Origin of the sequence: Allobosea rubneri (assembly GCF_032464875.1) — a bacterium.
GTDB lineage: Bacteria > Pseudomonadota > Alphaproteobacteria > Rhizobiales > Beijerinckiaceae > Allobosea > Allobosea rubneri.
Map to the genome: position 1 here is coordinate 25401 of NZ_JAWDID010000019.1, position 17884 is coordinate 43284.

The 17884-nt window shown below is 66.9% G+C and carries 18 protein-coding genes and 1 tRNA gene; 9 read left to right on the forward strand and 10 right to left on the reverse strand.

The genetic code is table 11. From position 1 onward, the window contains the following. Positions 1–10 precede the first annotated feature (10 nt). From RKE40_RS14155 to RKE40_RS14165, 3 genes are all read right to left on the reverse strand, one after another. Positions 11–691, reverse strand: coding sequence for a lysophospholipid acyltransferase family protein (locus RKE40_RS14155; RefSeq protein ID WP_316018877.1), 681 nt, complete (start codon positions 689–691; stop codon positions 11–13). A 503-nt stretch (positions 692–1194) separates the two neighbouring features. After that, positions 1195–1269: transfer RNA gene (locus RKE40_RS14160), tRNA-Val, on the reverse strand. A 36-nt stretch (positions 1270–1305) separates the two neighbouring features. Further along, positions 1306–2004, reverse strand: coding sequence for an HAD family hydrolase (locus tag RKE40_RS14165; RefSeq protein WP_316018878.1), 699 nt, complete (start codon positions 2002–2004; stop codon positions 1306–1308). A 246-nt stretch (positions 2005–2250) separates the two neighbouring features. On the opposite strand from RKE40_RS14165, the gene RKE40_RS14170 reads away from it, so the two are divergent. The 4 genes from RKE40_RS14170 to RKE40_RS14185 all read left to right on the forward strand — a co-directional run bounded on the left by RKE40_RS14170 (position 2251) and on the right by RKE40_RS14185 (position 5539). Continuing rightward, positions 2251–2568, forward strand: coding sequence for a hypothetical protein (locus RKE40_RS14170; RefSeq protein ID WP_316018940.1), 318 nt, complete (start codon positions 2251–2253; stop codon positions 2566–2568). Positions 2569–2698: 130 nt separating this feature from the next. Next, on the forward strand, positions 2699–4150 hold the full coding sequence (locus RKE40_RS14175) for an NAD-dependent succinate-semialdehyde dehydrogenase (protein WP_316018879.1): 1452 nt from the start codon (positions 2699–2701) through the stop codon (positions 4148–4150). Beyond that, positions 4147–4857 carry a ribose-5-phosphate isomerase RpiA gene (rpiA, locus tag RKE40_RS14180; protein ID WP_316018880.1) on the forward strand — a complete coding sequence of 237 codons (711 nt, stop codon included), beginning with the start codon at positions 4147–4149 and terminating at the stop codon, positions 4855–4857. The genes RKE40_RS14175 and rpiA overlap by 4 nt, the downstream gene beginning before the upstream one ends. A gap of 187 nt (positions 4858–5044) precedes the next feature. Further along, a complete protein-coding gene (locus RKE40_RS14185) occupies positions 5045–5539 on the forward strand; it encodes a DUF2059 domain-containing protein (protein ID WP_316018881.1) in 495 nt (164 codons plus the stop codon). A gap of 70 nt (positions 5540–5609) precedes the next feature. Here RKE40_RS14185 and RKE40_RS14190 read toward each other — a convergent pair whose 3' ends face one another. The 4 genes from RKE40_RS14190 to RKE40_RS14205 all read right to left on the reverse strand — a co-directional run bounded on the left by RKE40_RS14190 (position 5610) and on the right by RKE40_RS14205 (position 10160). Next, positions 5610–7034, reverse strand: coding sequence for an APC family permease (locus RKE40_RS14190; RefSeq protein ID WP_316018882.1), 1425 nt, complete (start codon positions 7032–7034; stop codon positions 5610–5612). A 109-nt stretch (positions 7035–7143) separates the two neighbouring features. Further along, positions 7144–8643: a tripartite tricarboxylate transporter permease gene (locus RKE40_RS14195; protein WP_316018883.1), complete on the reverse strand. Its 1500-nt coding sequence runs from the start codon at positions 8641–8643 to the stop codon at positions 7144–7146. A gap of 13 nt (positions 8644–8656) precedes the next feature. Beyond that, a complete protein-coding gene (locus RKE40_RS14200; RefSeq protein ID WP_316018884.1) occupies positions 8657–9121 on the reverse strand; it encodes a tripartite tricarboxylate transporter TctB family protein in 465 nt (154 codons plus the stop codon). 76 nt (positions 9122–9197) lie between these two features. Beyond that, positions 9198–10160 carry a Bug family tripartite tricarboxylate transporter substrate binding protein gene (locus RKE40_RS14205; RefSeq protein WP_390893368.1) on the reverse strand — a complete coding sequence of 321 codons (963 nt, stop codon included), beginning with the start codon at positions 10158–10160 and terminating at the stop codon, positions 9198–9200. A gap of 212 nt (positions 10161–10372) precedes the next feature. Between RKE40_RS14205 and RKE40_RS14210 the strand changes: the two genes are divergently transcribed. Together RKE40_RS14210 and gor are read left to right on the forward strand one after the other, a co-directional pair. Continuing rightward, positions 10373–11587: an O-antigen ligase family protein gene (locus tag RKE40_RS14210; RefSeq protein WP_316018885.1), complete on the forward strand. Its 1215-nt coding sequence runs from the start codon at positions 10373–10375 to the stop codon at positions 11585–11587. Continuing rightward, entirely contained in the window at positions 11584–12957 is a 1374-nt protein-coding gene (gor, locus tag RKE40_RS14215; RefSeq protein WP_316018886.1) for a glutathione-disulfide reductase, read from the forward strand. Before RKE40_RS14210 ends, gor begins: the two co-directional genes overlap by 4 nt. A gap of 85 nt (positions 12958–13042) precedes the next feature. Here the strand turns inward: gor and RKE40_RS14220 are convergent, their stop codons facing one another. Continuing rightward, a complete protein-coding gene (locus tag RKE40_RS14220) occupies positions 13043–13258 on the reverse strand; it encodes a hypothetical protein (protein ID WP_316018887.1) in 216 nt (71 codons plus the stop codon). A 97-nt stretch (positions 13259–13355) separates the two neighbouring features. Here RKE40_RS14220 and RKE40_RS14225 point away from each other — a divergent pair, with 97 nt between their 5' ends. After that, entirely contained in the window at positions 13356–14249 is an 894-nt protein-coding gene (locus tag RKE40_RS14225; RefSeq protein ID WP_316018888.1) for a LysR substrate-binding domain-containing protein, read from the forward strand. Positions 14250–14273: 24 nt separating this feature from the next. Here RKE40_RS14225 and RKE40_RS14230 read toward each other — a convergent pair whose 3' ends face one another. Then, entirely contained in the window at positions 14274–14663 is a 390-nt protein-coding gene (locus RKE40_RS14230) for a RidA family protein (RefSeq protein WP_316018889.1), read from the reverse strand. A 262-nt stretch (positions 14664–14925) separates the two neighbouring features. On the opposite strand from RKE40_RS14230, the gene RKE40_RS14235 reads away from it, so the two are divergent. Further along, complete coding sequence (locus RKE40_RS14235) at positions 14926–16311, forward strand: class II 3-deoxy-7-phosphoheptulonate synthase (protein ID WP_316018890.1); 1386 nt, start codon at positions 14926–14928, stop codon at positions 16309–16311. A gap of 78 nt (positions 16312–16389) precedes the next feature. Here RKE40_RS14235 and RKE40_RS14240 read toward each other — a convergent pair whose 3' ends face one another. Then, on the reverse strand, positions 16390–17343 hold the full coding sequence (locus tag RKE40_RS14240) for an outer membrane protein (protein WP_316018891.1): 954 nt from the start codon (positions 17341–17343) through the stop codon (positions 16390–16392). Between the two features lie 213 nt (positions 17344–17556). Here RKE40_RS14240 and RKE40_RS14245 point away from each other — a divergent pair, with 213 nt between their 5' ends. Further along, entirely contained in the window at positions 17557–17850 is a 294-nt protein-coding gene (locus RKE40_RS14245) for a Dabb family protein (RefSeq protein WP_316018892.1), read from the forward strand. Positions 17851–17884: the final 34 nt, after the last annotated feature.

The window sequence follows — 17884 nt, forward strand, 5'->3', positions numbered from 1 at the left end:
GCAAGCCGGGTCAGCGCCGCTCGAGAAGGCGGTGCGCCGTGGCGTGCAATTCGTCGAGCTGACTCGAAATATCGAGTGCGATCAGGCCCATTTCGCGCTCGTCGGCCGATCTGCGAACGAAGAGCGGCTCCGACCAGAGGATGCAGCCGCGGCCAAAGGGCAGGGCGATGCTGGCCCTGTCCCAATTGTCTAGGTCGAGGCGCGCGCTCGTTACCGCCGCGAACAGATAGATCGGCCGGCCCGTCGAGCGCGCGAGCTGGACCGCCCCCTTGCCGGCGATGCGCGCGACCTTCGGCACATCGGCGGTAAGCAGCAGGCTGGTTCCGTCGCGCAGCGCCTCGCGCATCTCGAAGAAGGCGGGAATGGCCCGCTTGGCCATGATCTTCGGGCGGCTCTGGGTGCCCGAGCCGCGGATGACGCGAAAGCCGGCTCGCTCCACCACCGAGGCCACCACGGTTCCGTCGAAGTGCAGCGAGGTCAGGACCGCGACTTGTGCTGCGCCGTCGAGCGCGGCGAGGCTCAGCATCTGCTGGCCGTGCCAGGTCAGGGCGATGAAGGGCTCGCGGCTGCGCTCCCAGGGCCTGGCGCCGGGGATCGCCGGCTTGAAGCGCGTCGTCCGCTGGACGAAGTCGAGATAGGCGTGCAGGGCGCGGCCGGCGAAGGCCGCAGAGGGTTGATTTCCGAATCGCATGATCCGAGCTCCACGGGAGATCCCGGCGGAGTGGTCGGCGCGTCGGCTTGCTGGAACATTGCCCGGCCTTGCGGCGGGGGCGGTTGGCTACGAAAAGTGGCCTTGCCCGACCGGGCGGTCGCTGCTTTCCGGCGCTATTGGATTTGGCAGACCTGGTTGGGTCGCGACGGGTCGATCAGTCGTGCCACGGGAGCTCGGGCGCGCGATCTGCCATCTCGACGAAGATGGCCAGCGAAGCCAGGCAGATGATTCCGAAATAGATCATGGGTCACTCGAGCGCCAACGCCGAAGGCGATCATGGGCGCCCTGCAGTAAATCTTCCGCTAATGCCTCACGGGCGTCGTCGCCGCCTCGGGCGCCAAGGCACCATGCTGAAACGAATCGCCGTCAGTGATTGTTCCCAGCCAAAGGCGTGTCTCGTCTGCGGCAACGTCGGGCTGGCCCGAGGCCGAACCAGCGCGATGCCGCCATGCGCGGCAAATTCTATCGGCTTGGGAAGGTAATGGTGGGCGGCACAGGGATCGAACCTGTGACCCCTCCCGTGTGAAGGGAGTGCTCTACCGCTGAGCTAGCCGCCCGGACCGCGCTGTTCCTAGTGGGGCGCGGCTGCGCCGTCAAGAACGCTCAGCGAGTGCCGGTTCACCGCCGGTCAGCTGGCGCACCGCCTTCGGCAATTCGCTGAAGTGCTGGATCACCAGATCGGGCGACAGGCTCTCGATCGGCACGTCGGTGTAGCCGAAGGGCACGCAGATCACCGGCAGCCCGGCGGCGCGGGCGGTCGCGATATCGGTGTACGAATCGCCGACCATCACCGCGCGCCGCGGATCGGCGCCGGCCTCGGCGATCGTCTGCGTCAGATGGCGCGGGTCGGGCTTGAAGAACGGAAAGCTGTCGCGCCCGGCGATCGCTGCGAAGCGGTCGGTGATGGCGAAATGGTCGAGGATCAGCCGCGTGTGCAGGATCGGCTTGTTGGTGCAGACGCCGAAGACGAAGCCCTCTGCGGCGAGCGTGTCGAGCGCGCCGATGACGCCGTCATGGACGAAGCTGTTGGGCGCGACGGCCTCGGCGTAGATCGAAAGGAAATCCTCGAACAGCAGTTCGAGCTTCTCGGCTCCGAGCGGGCGGCCGCTGACCTTGAAACCGCGCTCGATCAGGGCGCGCGCGCCGGCGCCGACCAGTTCGCGTGCCCGCTCGACCGGCAGGGCCGGCAGGCCCTCGCGCTCTAGGATGACGTTGAGCGTGCGCATGATGTCGGGTGCGGTTTCGGCGAGCGTGCCGTCGAGGTCGAAAACGACGATGGGAGGCAGGGACATGGCGATCTCTATGGCTGCGTTGCTCGGCTTAAAGGCCTTCGTCCCCAGCTTGGCAAGAGCCGGGCGGCGCCGCGCGTTTCTGCTCACATTGGCGTGCCCGGCAATTTGGCGGGCTCATCCCGGCTGGCCGGCATGGTAGTCTGCGGACGAATCGTCTGAAGGGTCGCAGTGGTGTCGAAGATCTCGGAAAATCCGAAGCGCAGGCTTGGCCGGGCGCTCTCGCTCGCCGGCTTCGTTGCGGCGTTCCTGGCGGCTCCCGCACATGCGGCGCCGTTCGAATTCGCACCGGCGCCGCAGACCGATCTCAACCGCGTCTATCGCGTCGACAAGGCGACCGGCGAGGTTGGCGCCTGCCAGTTCCAGCTGAAGGAGGGCGGCATCGGCGTCACCGCCTGCTTCCCGGCCGGCGAGGGGGCGGGGCCTCAGCCGCCGAGCGATTACGTTCTCGTGCCGTCGCGACATGAGCGCGAAGGCGGCATCTTCCGTGCCAATGTCCGCACCGGCGAAATGAGCATCTGCTACGTCTTCGACGATAAGGTGGTCTGCACGCCGCAGGCGAAATAGCAGGCGCTTTTGCCGGCTGGACGGTCTTCGCCGGGCGGCCCATGCGCGCGATGCGGCCTTTTTGCTGTCGGCAAGCCCGGTGCGCGCATGCTAGAGGCCGGCATCCCCTCCGCAATGTCCGAGGCCTGCCATGCTAAAGCTCAACGACCCCGCGCTCCTTCGCTCGCAGTGCTATGTCGACGGCAGCTGGATCGGCGAGGGCGTCGATGCGGTCGACAATCCCGCGACCGGTGAGCTTCTGGCGAAGGTGCCGCGCTTCGGCGCGAACGAGACGACAGCGGCGGTCGAGGCGGCTTCGCGCGCCTTCAAGCCCTGGGCCAAGAAGTCCGCCAAGGAGCGCTCGACGATCCTGCGCAAATGGTTCGAGCTGATCATGGCGAACCAGGAGGACCTGGCGCAGATCATGACGGCCGAGCAGGGCAAGCCGCTCGCCGAGGCGCGCGGCGAGGTCGCCTATGCCGCCTCCTTCGTCGAGTTCTACGCCGAGGAAGCCAAGCGCATCTATGGCGAGACGATTCCCTCGCCTTTTCCGAATTCGCGCATCATCGTGCAGAAGCAGCCGGTCGGCGTCTGCGCCGCGATCACGCCCTGGAATTTCCCGGCGGCGATGATCACCCGCAAATGCGCGCCCGGCCTTGCCGCGGGCTGCACCTTCGTGGTCAAGCCGGCGCCGGACACCCCGCTCACCGCGCTCGCTCTGGTCGAGCTCGCCGAGCGCGCCGGCTTCCCCAAGGGCGTGATCAACGTCGTCACCGGTGACGCCGCGGCGATCGGTGGCGTGATGACCTCGCATCCGACGGTGCGCTTCATCGGCTTCACCGGCTCGACCCCGGTCGGCAAGCTCCTGATGCAGCAGGCGGCCTCGACCGTGAAGAAGGTCGGGCTCGAGCTCGGCGGCAACGCGCCCTTCATCGTCTTCGACGATGCCGATGTCGACGCCGCCGTTCAGGGCGCGATTGCGGCCAAGTTCCGCAACATGGGCCAGACCTGCGTCTGCACCAACCGGCTCTTCGTGCAGGAGGGCATCCATGACGAGTTCGTGGCGAAGTTCGCCGGCGAAGTCGCCAGGATGAAGGTCGGCAACGGCGTCGAGGTCGGCGTGGTGCAGGGGCCGCTGATCAATGCGCGCGCGGTCGAGAAGGTCGAGCGCCATGTCGCCGACGCGGTGGCGGGCGGGGCCAAGGTCGTGACCGGCGGTAAGCGCCATGCGCTGGGCCGCAGCTTCTACGAGCCGACCGTGCTGTCGGGTGTGACCACCAAGATGCTGGTGACGCGCGAGGAGACCTTCGGTCCGGTCGCGCCCGTCTACAGCTTCAAGAATGAGGACGAGGTCGTCGCGCTCGCGAACGACACGCCCTTCGGCCTCGCAGCCTATTTCTACACCAGGGATCTCGGCCGCGCCTTCCGCGTTGCCGAAGAGCTGGAATACGGCATGGTCGGCATCAACTCGGCCATGCTCGGCACCGAGGTCGCGCCCTTCGGCGGCGTCAAGGAATCCGGCCTCGGCCGTGAAGGCTCGCTGCACGGCATCGATGAGTTCGTCGAGATGAAGTACATGCTCGTCGGCGGGCTCGGCGCATGAGCGATGATCTCAAGAAGGCTGCTGCCGAAGCGGCGCTGGCGCTGGTGCAGCCGGGCATGCGGCTTGGCCTCGGCACGGGTTCCACCGCCAAGCTCTTCGTCGACGGCCTCGGTGCGAAGGTGGCCGCCGGGCTCGACGTACTCTGCGTCGCGACTTCGGAGGCGACGCAGGCGCAGGCGCTCGGCCTCGGCATCCCGATGTCGACGCTCGACGAGACGCCGGAGCTCGACCTCACCATCGACGGTGCCGACGAGATCGACGGTGCCCTGCGGCTGATCAAGGGCGGGGGCGCCGCCCTGCTGCGCGAGAAGATCGTCGCTGCGGCCTCGCAGCGGATGATCGTCATCGCGGATGACGGCAAGCAGGTCGCGACGCTCGGCCGTTTCCCGCTGCCGATCGAGGTCGTGCCCTTCGGCCTCGAGGCGACCAGGCGCGCGACCGCAGCCGCGATCGCCGCTGCCGGTGCGAGCGGCGATCTCGTTCTGCGCAAGCGGCCGGATGGATCGATGCTGCTGACCGATGGCGGTCATTTCATCCTGGATGCGCATCTCGGCAGCATTGCGAATCCCGAGCGGCTTGCGGCCTTGCTGAATCAGGTGCCCGGCGTGGTCGAGAGCGGCCTGTTCATCGGCCTGGCGACGGCCGCCTTCGTCGCGGGGCCAGCTGGCGTGCAGGTCTACGGGGACGTGGCGGCCAAGCGCGGCTGAAGCCGGATTCTCGCCACGTTGGCGCCAGCTTTCTCGGCAATGTCCCGACAACGAAGGCACGCAGCAAAAGTGGTTTCCACTTTGGCTGGACATGTTCTAAGAGCGGCCAACAGTGTGTCCGGCCACGATTTGCCGCCTCATGCGGCGGGTGCGGCCGGCGCCGCGATTCGATAAAGGGGAAACCTGCATGATCCGTCACAGCCTTGCCGGCGCGATCCTTTCGCTGGCGCTGCTTGCCGCGCCGGCGCTGGCGCAGCAGGCGCCGAGCCCCGAGCATCTGAAGGCAGCCCGCGACGTGGTCGTCTCCTCCGGCCTCGCCCAGTCCTTCGACTCGATCTACACCGAATTCGTCGCCGGTGTGCGCCAGAGCGTCGGCACGACGCGGCCCGAGCTGAAGAAGGACATCGACGAAATCCTTGCCAGCCTCAAGGACGATGCCGAGGCCAAGCGCAACGAGATCGTCGACACCTCGGCGCGCGCTTTCGCCGGTAAGATGACCGAGCCTGACCTGAAGGAAGTCGCGGCCTTCTTCAACTCGCCGGTCGGCCAGCGCTACAACACCTTCCGGCCTGAGGTCATCGATGAGATCTTCACGGTGATGCAGCCCTGGAGCGTTGCGACCAGCAACCTGCTCTATGACCGCTTCTATGCCGAGATGCGCAAGCGCGGCCACCAGCTCTGAGCGGCGTCACTGCCGCATGAAAGCCGCCGGTGCTCGCGCGCCGGCGGCTTTTTTCTTTCTGCCGCCGCCTTCAGTTCACCGGCCCGTGGCCGCCGATGTCCTCCATGGTCGGGTCGCTCGGGCGCACGCCCGTGGCGCGATTGACCATCACCGTGACCACCCAGAGCACGACGCCGATGCCGATCAGCACGCCGGCGATCTTGTACTGGACCGGGTCGCGACCGGTCCACGGCCCGGCGAAGAAGGCGCAGAACAGGGCGCCCGCCACCGGCAGGATGGTCGGGGTGCGGAAATGGTCGTGGTCGACCGGGTCCTTGCGCAGGATCAGCACGGCGATGTTGACGACCGTGAAGACGCAGAGCAGCAGCAGCGCCGTGGTGCCGCCGAGCGCAGGGACCTCGCCGACGAAGGTGATCAGCGCGAAGGCGAGCAGCGTCGTGAAGGCGATCGCGACATAGGGGCTGCGCCGGCTCGGATGGACCTTGCCGAGCACCGGCGGCAGCACATGCTCGCGGCTCATGCCGTAGACCAGCCGGCTCGCCATCAGCATGTTGATCAGCGCGCTGTTGGCGACCGCGAACATGGTGATGAAGCCGAAGATCCAGATCGGGAAGTTCGGCGCGCCGGCCGCGACCACCTTGAGCAGCGGCGTCTCACCCTCGCCAAGCTGCTCGGGCGAGACCAGCGTGATCGCCGAGATCGAGACCAGCACATAGATTACGCCGGTGATGACGAGGCCGGCGAGCAGCACCTTCGGGAAGATCCGCGTCGGCTCCTTGCATTCCTCGGCCATGTTGACCGAGTCCTCGAAGCCGACCATCGCGAAGAAGGCGAGGGTGGTCGCGGCGATCACCGGCCAGAACATGCCGCCATCGCCGGCCGGCTTGAACTGCATCACCCGCGAGACATCGCCCTGTCCGGCGGCGATCGCCCACAAGCCGACGAAGATCACGATCAGGAGGCCGGTCAGCTCGACGCAGGTCAGCACGACATTGGCCTTCACGCTCTCGCCGACGCCGCGGAAGTTCACCGCCGCGACGATCGCCATGAAGCCCAGCCCGAGCAGCGTAATGCCGATGCCCCCGGAAAGGCCGAGCCCGAAGGCGCTCGACATGTTCGCCGCGAAGGCGCGCGAGGCGGTCGAGGCCGAGGTGATGCCCGAGCACATCACCGCGAAGGCGACGATGAAGGTGATGAAATGGACGCCGAAAGCCTTATGCGCATAGAGCGCCGCGCCGGCGGCCCGCGGATACTTGGTGACCAGTTCGAGATAGCTGAACGCCGTGATCATCGCGACGATGAAGGCGATCAGGAAGGGCAGCCAGACCACGCCGCCGACCTGTTTGGCGACCTGCCCGGTCAGCGCGTAGATGCCGGTGCCGAGAATGTCGCCGACGATGAAGAGCAGCAGCAGCCACGGCCCCATCACGCGGTGCAGGCTGGGCTCGGCGGTTGCAGGCGGGGCGGCGGTGGGAGAAAGCGTTACGTCGCTCATTGTCGATCCTCGGTCGGGCCCGCGCAGGGCCGGTGAAGATCGCAACACAGTCGCGCCGCATTTGTTCAGGCGCAACCGGCATTTGCACGTGCCGGTTGCGCGTCTGGCGTCAGTCCTCGGCAGCCTTGAACTTGTTCAGCCCCTTCATCACGAAGGGCGCGACCAGGGCGATGAAGGCGATGCCGAGCAGCGTCGCGGAGCCGGGGTTCTCGAGCAGGATCATCGGATCGCCGAGGCTGATCTGCAAAGCGCGGCGCAGCTGCGCCTCGGCCATCGGCCCTAGGATCAGCCCGACCACCATCGGCGCCACCGGATAGTCGTACCGGCGCATCAGATAGCCGAGATAGCCGAAGAGGAAGAGCATGCCGAGTTCGACCGGGGAAGGATTGACGGCGAGCGTGCCCATGGTCGCGAAGACCAGGATGCCGGCATAGAGCCAGGGCTGCGGCACCGCCAGAAGCCGGACCCAGAGCCCGATCAGCGGCAGGTTCAGGATCACCAGCATGACGTTGGCGATGAAGAGCGAGGCGATCAGGCCCCAGACGAGGTCCGGCTTCTCGGCGAAGAGCAGCGGGCCGGGGTTGAGCCCATATTGCTGGAAGCCGGCGAGCATGATCGCCGCCGTTGCCGAGGTCGGCAGGCCGAGCGTCAGCAGCGGCACGAGGGTGCCGGCGGCGGAGGCGTTGTTGGCGGCTTCCGGCCCGGCGACGCCTTCGATCGCGCCCTTGCCGAACTCCTCCGGGTATTTGCAGAGCTTCTTCTCGGTCGAGTAGCTCAGGAAGGTCGGTACCTCGGCGCCGCCCGCCGGCAGGGCGCCGATCGGGAAGCCATAGGCCGTGCCGCGCAGCCAGGGCGCCCAGGAGCGCTTCCAGTCCTGCTTGTTCATCCACAGCGAGCCCTTGATCGGAATGATCTCTTCGGGCTCACGCCAGCGCTTGGAGGCGACGTAGAAGGCCTCGCCGACCGCGAACAGGCCGACCGCCAGCGTCGTCACTTCAACGCCATTGAGCAGTTCCGGCACGCCGAAGGTCAGGCGGGCCTGTCCGGTCAGCTTGTCGATGCCGATCAGCCCGAGCAGCATGCCGAGGAAGAGACTCGTCAGGCCGCGCAGCGGCGAGTCGCCGAAGGTCGCCGAGACGGTGACGAAGGCGACGATCATCAGGGCGAAATAGTCCCAGGGCCCGAACTTGATCGCGAGCTCGACCAGCCAAGGCGCCAGGAAGGCGAGGCCGATCGTCGCGATTAGCCCGGCGACGAAGGAGCCGATCGCCGCCGTCGCCAGCGCCGGCCCGCCGCGCCCGGCCTTGGCCATTTTGGAGCCTTCCAGCGCTGTCGCCAGCGAGGCGCTCTCGCCGGGTGCATTGAGCAGGATCGCGGTGGTCGAGCCGCCATACATGCCGCCATAGTAGATGCCGGCGAACATGATCAGCGAGCCGGCCGGATCGAGCTTGAAGGTCACCGGCAGCAGCAGGGCCACCGTCAGCGCCGGGCCGATGCCGGGCAGCACGCCCACGGCCGTGCCGAGGAAGACGCCGATCAGGCAGAACAGCAGCTTGGAGGGCTCGAAGGCGACGGAGAAGCCGTTGGCGAGCGCGAGCAGGGTTTCCATTATGGCGCGCCTTTCAGCCGAGGAGACGTTCGAGCGGGCCTGCCGGCAGTGCCAAGGTCAGGAGCTTGAGGAAGAGCAGGTAGATCGCGCTGCCCATGACGAAACCGATGGCGATGTCGGCCGGCAGCGCATCGCGGCCAAAGCCCCGCGCCGTGCAGGCGAACAGGATCGCGGTCGCGATGATGAAGCCGCCGCCGAGCGCGATGCAGGCGATCAGACCGACGAGCCCGCCGCCGATCCAGAGCAACGCCCGCACATCGGCCGGCTCAGGCTTCGGCAGGCCTTCCTTGAAGGCGACGACGAGATGCGCGAGGCCGAGCACGACGAGCCCGGCGCAGACGACATAGGGCATCGCGGTCGGGCCGACGCCATAATTGGAGGTGATCGTCTGGCGCGAGGCGTCGAAGGCAACGATCGCCGCCGCGGCCAGGAGGAGGAGCCCGACGACGAGGGCAGGGCGGTCGATGGTTCGGGACATGGGCTTTGCCGTCGAGCGTGTGCGAAAAGGGAAGAGTACGGGCGGCCACTGGGCCGCCCGCTTGTATCAGATGGCCTTATTTCACCAGGCCGACATCGCGCATGACCTTCTCGACGCGCACGGTCTCGGCCTTCAGGAAGGCGTCGAACTCGGCGCTGGCGAGATAGGCGTCGTCCCAGCCGCGAGCCTTCAGAATCTCGGCCCACTCCTTCGACTTCACCATCTTGTCGATGGCGCCGGAAAGCGTGGTCTTCTGCGCGTCCGTCAGGCCCGGAGGCGCGACGACCGAACGCCAGTTGAGCAGCTCGACATCGACGCCGCCCTCCTTCAGGGTCGGCGCGTCCGGCGCGTTCTCCAGGCGCTTGCTGGAGCTGACGCCGACGACACGCAGCTTGCCTGCCTTGATCTGGCCCTCGAACTCGCCATAGCCGGAGATGCCGGCGGTGACCCGGCCGCCGAGCATGGCGGCCAGCGCCTCGCCGCCACCCGAGAACGGGATGTAATTGATCTTCTTGGCGTCGCCGCCGGCCGCGTCGGTGAACAGCGCGGCGAGGATGTGGTCGGCGCCGCCGGCCGAGCCGCCGGCCCAGGTTACCTTCGCCGGATCGGCCTTGACGCGCTCGGCGAGGTCCTTGGCGGTCTTGATCGGCGAGTCGGCGGGAACGACGATGACCAGCGCCTCGGCGGTCAGGCGCGCGATCGGGGTCGCCTGCGAGAGGTTGACCGGCGACTTGTTGAGCAGGATCGCGCCGACCATCACGAAGCCGTTGACCATCAGCTGGTGGCCGTCGCCCTTGGCGCCGATCAGCTGGGCGAGGCCGATCGTGCCGCCCGCGCCGGTGACATTGGTCACCTGGACGCTCTTGGCGATGCCCGACGCGGTCAGGGCCTGCTGCATGGAGCGGGCCGTCCCGTCCCAGCCGCCGCCGGGGGCGGCCGGAGCCATGATCTTCAGCTCGAGCTGGGCGAAGGCTGCCGTCGTCAGGCCTGCGAGCGCGACCGCCGTGACGGCGCCGCGCTTGAGAATGGTTGTCAGCATGTTCTACCTCCCGCGCGCGGCCGTTCCGCGCAATATGTTGTAGGCGCCTGCCTGTGACATTGCGCCGCCCGCCCGGTCAATTGCGCCTGATTGATCAATCTTAAGTCAAGGTCTTTCGCTGCTGCCAGACTTCCCCCTGTTGCCGGCTCCGGCGATCGCGTAAGAGCAGGCCGATGTTCGCACCTGCTTCTTCCCCTGCGATGGACAGCCGCATGGCTGCCGCCGCCGCCGCTATCGGCCACGGGCTGCTGGCCGCCATTCCCCTCGCAATGTGGGCTGCGACGCGTTCCGCGCCGCTGTTCCTGTGCCTGGCCGCACTCGCTTTCATGGTCGCCGGCCTCGCAGCGGATGGCGGTGTGCAGATGCGCGCGCGCGCGCGGAAACTCTTGTCGTCGCCGCTCGCCATTCTGCTGTTGGTGTTCGCCCTCTGGGCTTTGGTCAGCACGAGTTGGAGCCACCAGCCCCTGGGCGGCCTGCGGATGTGGGGTGAGTTCATGCTGCCGCCGGCTGCCGGGCTGGTGATCGCCGCGAGCGGCGCCTTCGCGCCGTCCCGGCAGTTCCTGCGCGTGCTCGCCATCACGGTGATCCTGGCAAGCTGCCTGCTCTTCTACGAGTTCCTCACCGAGTTCGCGGTGCGCAAATGGCTCGCCCTCGACCGGCGCCAGGAGAGCTTCTATTTCAACCGCGCCGCACTCACGCCCCTGATCCTTGCGGTGCCGGTGATCTACCGGCTCTGGCGTGAAGGGGGTGGGTTCGATCGCGCGCTCGCCGGCCTGGTCGGGCTCGTCGTGACGATCCTGGTCTTCGGGTCGGACAGTGAAGCGGCCAAGCTCGGGCTCGTCGTGATGCTCGTCGCGCGGCTCGCCTTCGCCGCTGCGCCGCGCCTGATCCTCGCGGCGACCGGGGCCGCCTTTCTCGCGACCATGGCGCTCGCTCCAGCGATCGGGCCAGTGCTCGAGGCGCAGATGCCAACCGCGCTGCGCAGCAAGCTCCATCCGTCGCATGAGGTCCGCATCGATATCTGGGAGACTTTCGGCGAGGCGGCGATGCTGCGGCCGATTCTCGGTTACGGTTTCAACGCTGCCGCGACGCTCGACCGAAATCCGGTGGCGCAGGGCATCTCCGAGCCGCGCCGGGCGCTGCTCCCGGTTGGCCACCCCCACAGCGCGCCACTGCAGACCTGGGTTGATACCGGCCTGGTCGGAGCGGCCCTGCTCGCCGCAGCCGGGCTGCTGTTGCTTGCTCGGCTAAGGCCCCTGCCACCGGCGCGGGCCGCGTTGCCAACGGCCTTCTTCGCCGGCTGCTTCGCGATCGTCGTGGTTGCGCATGGCGCCTGGCAAGGTTGGTGGATCGCCATTCTGACCGTGGCGGCGCTACTGTTCTGTGCCCCTCCTGGGGACGCGCAAAATCTCGAGGACAGGTCATGAGCGAGTTCGACGTCGACCTTTTCGTCATCGGCGCCGGCTCCGGCGGCACCCGCGCGGCCCGCATTTCGGCCGGCCATGGCGCCAGCGTCGCGATCGCGGAAGAGGATCGGATCGGCGGAACCTGCGTGATTCGCGGCTGCGTGCCCAAGAAGCTTTTCGTCTATGCCAGCCGCTTCGCTGACGAGTTCGAGGATGCTGCCGGCTTCGGCTGGAAGCTCGGCAAGCCGGAATTCGACTGGCCGACCCTGCGCGATGCCGTCGCCAACGAGGTCGGCCGGCTCTCCGGGCTCTATCGCAAGGGGCTCGAGGCGGCGCTGGTCCAGATCCACGAGGAGCGCGCCGTCATCGAGGACGCGCACACCGTGCGGCTGCAGCGCAGCGGCAAGCCGGTCCGTGCCCGCCACATCCTCGTCGCCACCGGCGGCTATCCGGCCTTCGATCCGCCGATTCCGGGGGGCGAGTACGGCATTTCCTCGAACGAGGTCTTCCATCTGCCGGAGCTGCCGCGCCGCATGCTGGTCGTCGGCGGCGGCTATATTGCGCTCGAATTCGCCAGCCTGTTCGCGCGGCTCGGCGTTGTCGTCACCGTGCTGCATCGCGGCGACAATGTGCTGCGCGGTTTCGACGAAGATGTTCGCACGCGCCTGCGCGAGGCGCTCGCTCATGCCGGGATCGCGCTGCGCCTCGGCTGCACGGTCGACCGGATCGAACTGCTGCCCGACGGCACGCGCCGGGCCCATTGCGCCAAGGGCGAGCCGATCGATGCGGACGTCATCCTCGTCGCCACAGGTCGTCGTCCCAACACGGCCGGGCTCGGGCTGGAAACGGCCGGCGTCAAGCTCGGACCGGTCGGCCAGGTCATGGTCGACGAGAATTCGGCCTCGAGCGTGCCGTCGATCCATGCGGTCGGCGACGTCACCAACCGGATCAACCTGACCCCGGTCGCGATCCGCGAGGGCCACGCCTTCGCCGACTCGACCTTCGGCAACAAGCCCTGGACGACCGACCACAGCATCGTCGCCTCGGCCGTGTTCACCACGCCGGAGATCGGCACGGTCGGGCTGACCGAGCAGCAGGCTGTCGCCGCCGGCTATGAGCTGCGCGTCTTCGAAACCGGCTTCCGGCCGATGAAGGCGACGATCTCTGGCCGTCACGAGCGCATCTACATGAAGCTCGTAGTCGATGCGAAGACCGATAGGATGCTGGGCGTCCACATCCTCGGTCATGATGCCGGCGAGATCATCCAGGCCGTTGCCATCGCCGTGACCATGGGGGCGACCAAGGCGGATTTCGACCGCACCATCGCCCTGCATCCGAGTGCCGCTGAAGAGCTCGTCACCATGCGCACGGCCCGCAAGAGCGCTCTCTAAGGGCCTGCTCGAAGCCAGCGGGAGCCTCATCCTTCGGGATGCCGGCTCCCTGCCGCGGGACGAGCGCTCGGCGGTACGCGCGGCGTTACGGCTCGCGGTCCGAGCGCCGGCTGTCATAAAGCAGGCTTGCGTCGTTCAGGCCGATGTCGCGGCTGATATGCGCGCTCAGCCCATCCGGCTCGAAACGCTCGTCGAGCGCGACCTTGCGCCCCTGTGCTCGCGCCAGGAGCCGGGCCCAGCGCAGCCGCAGGGCCGGCATAAGGCTGACATATCCGTTCTTTCTGCTAATCTCGGCCGTCATCGTTCCGTTCCCGGCAAAGTCGTGCTTTCGCTAGGGAATGCCGATCGAGGGCGCCGCGGACAAACCGGATTTCACGCCTGACACATAAGGACAGCTGATGTCTGATCTGGCGATCGGCTTGCCGCCGCTGAGTGCCGTGCGGGCCTTCGAGGCCGCGGTGCGGCATGGCAGTTTCACCCTTGCCGCAGCCGAGCTCGGCATGACGCAGGCCGCGGTGAGCTATCAGATCAAGCTCCTGGAGGAGCGGCTCGGTGCGCCCCTGTTCCGTCGCCGGCCGCGCGGCGTCATCCTCACCGAGATCGGCGAAAGGCTGGGAGATGCGGTTACCGACGCGTTCGATGGCCTGCGCGGCGCCTTCGCCGCCGTCACCGAGACGGCCGAAGGAGTGCTTTCGGTACAGGCGCTGCCGACGTTCGCGGCCAACTGGCTGGCTCCGCGGCTCGGCCTATTCCAATGCGCCAATCCCAGTCTCGCCATCCGGCTGGTTCCTCAGGTGAGCCAGCGCCAGCCGGAGGTCGACGATTGCGACGTCGTCATCCGGCGCGGTAGCGGGCAATGGCCGGGGCTGGAGGCGCACTGGCTGATGACCAATGAGTACACCCCGCTCTGCGGTCCGGGGCTGTTCCGACATCTAGGCCGTGCCGCGCAGCCCGCAGATCTCGTGGCGGTGCCGCATTTCGGTTGCCCGAAGGCCTGGACCGGCTGGTTTGCCGCGGCAGGGGCTCCGACGGCTGATACGGTCTCCGAAGCGCGGATCGATCTCGTCGTGCAGCAGTTCGAGGTGACCGCAGCGCTGGCCGGAAACGGGGCGGTGATGGCGCAGCCGGCCTTCTTCCGGCGAGAGCTGAACCAGGGCGTGCTGGTCCAGCCCTTCGACGTGATGCTGCGCGATGGACAGGACTACTGGCTGACCTATCCGACGAGGCGCCGCAACTCCCGCAAGATCCGCCTGTTCCGCGACTGGGTGCTCAAGGAAGCGCGCGAGGGCTGAGCCGGCCGCGCGCAGGCCTTCCGCTCAAACCGCCTTGCCGAGATAGGCGGTCGCGTCGATCTCGACGAGGCAGTCGGGCGAACCCAGGCCGTTGACGATGCAGGAGACGCGGTGCGGTGGCTCCTCCGCGAAGTTCGCAAAGTAGACCTCGTTCATCGGCTCCCAATAGGCCCGGTCGGTGACGTAGACCGTGCACTTGACGACGTCCTTTAGGCTCGCCCCGGCCTCTTCGAGCAAGGCCTTGATGTTGTCGATGCACTGCTGGGTCTGCCGCCTGGCATCGCCGGTCGCGTATTTCCCCTGCAGGTCCGCGCCGACGCAGCAGACGAACATGAAGTCGCCGGCGATCGTCGCCTGGGCGAAGGGCAGCCGGCTCTTGTAGACGCGGTCGGAGGAAACGCTGCGCTTGGGCATGGTCGGTCGTCCTGTTCTGGCGTGGAGCTGGTTGGATCGATGCTTGAATGGGTTGAATCAGTCTTTCAGGCACCTGAATCGCGATTTCAGCCGATGGCGCCAAGAGCCTGACATATCTCGGTCTTTCCCACGCCCGGCGCAGATGTCGCCGGGCGTTGCTTGCCGTAACGGTGGTCAGCGGCCACTTGCGGGTGTATAGGCCGCCCTTCGCGCTTCAGAAGAGGTTAACGCAGGCGCGATTTGTGAAATCAGGAGCACTATGATGTCCGAGCGGTGGACGCCCGAGAGCTGGAGGGCAAAGCCCGTCCAGCAGATGCCGGATTATCCGGACCAGGCAGCCTTGAAGGCGGTTGAGCAGCAGCTCGCCGGCTTTCCGCCGCTCGTTTTTGCAGGCGAGGCGCGCAAGCTCAAACGGGCGTTGAGCAAGGTCGCGGCCGGTGAGGCCTTCCTCCTCCAGGGCGGCGACTGCGCCGAGAGCTTCGGCGAACATTCCGCCGACAACATCCGCGACTTCTTCCGGCTCTTTCTGCAGATGGCGGTGGTCCTGACCTTCGCCGGCGGTTCGCCGGTGGTGAAGGTCGGCCGCATTGCCGGCCAGTTCGCCAAGCCGCGCTCGGCTCCGACCGAGACGATCGGGGGCGTCGAGCTGCCGAGCTACAAGGGCGACATTATCAATGACAACGAGTTCACGGCCGAGTCCCGGATCCCGGACCCACGCCGTCAGCTCGAGGCCTATCGCCAGTCGGCGGCGACGCTCAACCTGATCCGCGCCTTCGCGACCGGCGGCTACGCCAATCTCGACAATGCGCATCGCTGGATGCTCGGCTTCGTCAAGGATAGCCCGCAGTCGGGCCGCTACCAGGAGGTCGCCGGGCGCATCACCGAGGCGCTCGACTTCATGCGCGCCATCGGCATCGATCCCGAGACGCATCCCGAGATGCGCACGACGGATTTCTACACCAGCCACGAGGCGCTGCTGCTCGGCTACGAGCAGGCGATGACGCGCACGGACTCGACTACCGGCGAGTGGTACGACACCTCCGGCCATATGGTCTGGATCGGCGACCGCACGCGCCAGCTCGACCACGCCCATGTCGAGTTCTTCCGCGGTATCCGTAACCCGATCGGCCTGAAATGCGGCCCGTCGCTGAAGCCGGACGAGCTGCTCAAGCTGATCGACGCGCTCGATCCGCAGAACCAGCCGGGCCGCCTGACGCTGATCGCCCGCTTCGGCGCCGACAAGGTCTTCGATCATCTGCCGGCCCTGGTGCGCGCCACCAAGCGGGAAGGCCGCAATGTCGTCTGGTCGTGCGATCCGATGCACGGCAACACCGTCAAGGCTGCGAGCGGCTACAAGACCCGGCCCTTCGACCTGATCCTGACCGAGGTGAAGAACTTCTTCGCTGTCCATCAGGCCGAGGGCACGCATGCCGGCGGCATCCATCTCGAGATGACCGGCAAGAACGTCACCGAATGCACCGGCGGCGCGCGGGGCATGACCGACGCCGATCTCAACGACCGCTACCACACGGTCTGCGATCCGCGTCTCAATGCCGAGCAGGCGCTGGAGATGGCCTTCCTGGTCGCCGAGCTCGTCAAGCGCGAGCGGGCAGGGCGGGCCCGGCCGGAGGTCGAGGCGGCGGAGTAGTCTCCGCTACGCCCTCGCCAACGAAACAGGGCCGCAGCGTCGCTGCGGCCCTTCTTGTTTCAAGAGGTGTCTTGAAGATCAGAACTTCAGGCCGGCGCCGACGCGCGCCGAGTCGACGATCGCATCCACGCCCTTGTAGCTCGCGAAGTAGATGCGGGTGAATTCCGCACGCAGGAGCAGGTTCTCGGCGAGCAGGGCTTCAAGGCCGCCGCCGACGGCAAAGCCGGGCACGTAGCCGGAAGAAATGACGCTCGCTTCCGAGCTGCCGGAAGCATCCGGGCGCGCGATCCGGCCGGGACCGGCATAGGTCGTGCGCGTCACTGTTCCCGTGGGACCGGTTACCGTGTTGAAGAATCCGAAGTTCTCGCCGGTCGTGTGGCTCTGGCGCATGCGGCCATTGGTGCTGATGCGCCCGACCGCAAGGCCGATGTTCGCGAAGGGCATGAAGTTGCCGAAGGCATAGCCCGCGCGTGCCTTGAAGATTGCAAGGTCGTCGATCTTGGTGGCCGAATGCCCGTCTACGGTCACGGCTGTCTGTGTATTGACCGGCTCGACATTCGGCGCCGCAGGGATCGTCGTGGGGAAGAGGTTCGTGTAGATGCGCGAGATGCTGCCGCGCTGGTCCGTCTGGATGTTCGTTCGGATGTATTCGGCCTCGATGCCGAGGACAGTATCACCGAACTGAAAATTATAACCAATGAACCCGCCGAAGTTCACCTTGTCGTTGCTCGCCTTGCCGAAACGCAGGAGGTCCACGGCAGCATCTTTGATGAGCAGGTTTCCAAAAGCCTGATGTGCCAGGGCGTCCGACTGCTTGAAGGCGTCGAACTGCCCGCTGACATAGCCCGCAGTGCCGCCGACATAGAAGCCGGACCAGTTGGCCGTTCCGGAAAGGAAATCCGGCGGCGGCGGCGTGTCCGAGATCTGAGAGCCGCGGAGCACGGGATAGTCCGCCGCATGGGCCTGCATGGCGGTCAGCGACATTCCGAGCGCCGCAACACCCAGCGCCGATGCAACGGAACGGATATGCATCTTGATCTCCCCCGGGCACGGCCGAGATGGCCCATTTCGCATTGCCCGAGCGATATTCATCCAATGGTAACCCTAATACCGGGTTAACGCTGCGGGATTGCCGCGTCGTCGCGAGCTGGGCTCTCAGGCCGCATCGACGACTCAGGAGGCTGGCCGCTAACCAGACCGCCGGAAAGCCGGCGTGGCCGGCCTTGTGAGTTCGGGAACGAGACAATGCTACGTCACATCGTGTTCTTCACGGCAAAGGACCCCGCGAAGCGCGAAACGATCCTCCATGCGCTCCGCCGCCTCGGCGAGATCCCGCATTCCCTCGCCTTCGAGGTCGTCGCCAACGGCAAGATCGACCCTTACGGCAACGACATCGACATCGTCGTCTATGGCGAGTTCGCCGACGAGGCGGCACTCCAGGCCTACAAGGCGCATCCGATCTATGACGAGACCACCCGGTTGGTCCGTCCGATGCGCGAGTTGCGCTACTCGGCCGATTTCCGTTCGACATTGAGCTGAGTTGCGGCCCGGCGAGCCCCGGTGGAGGGGAGGG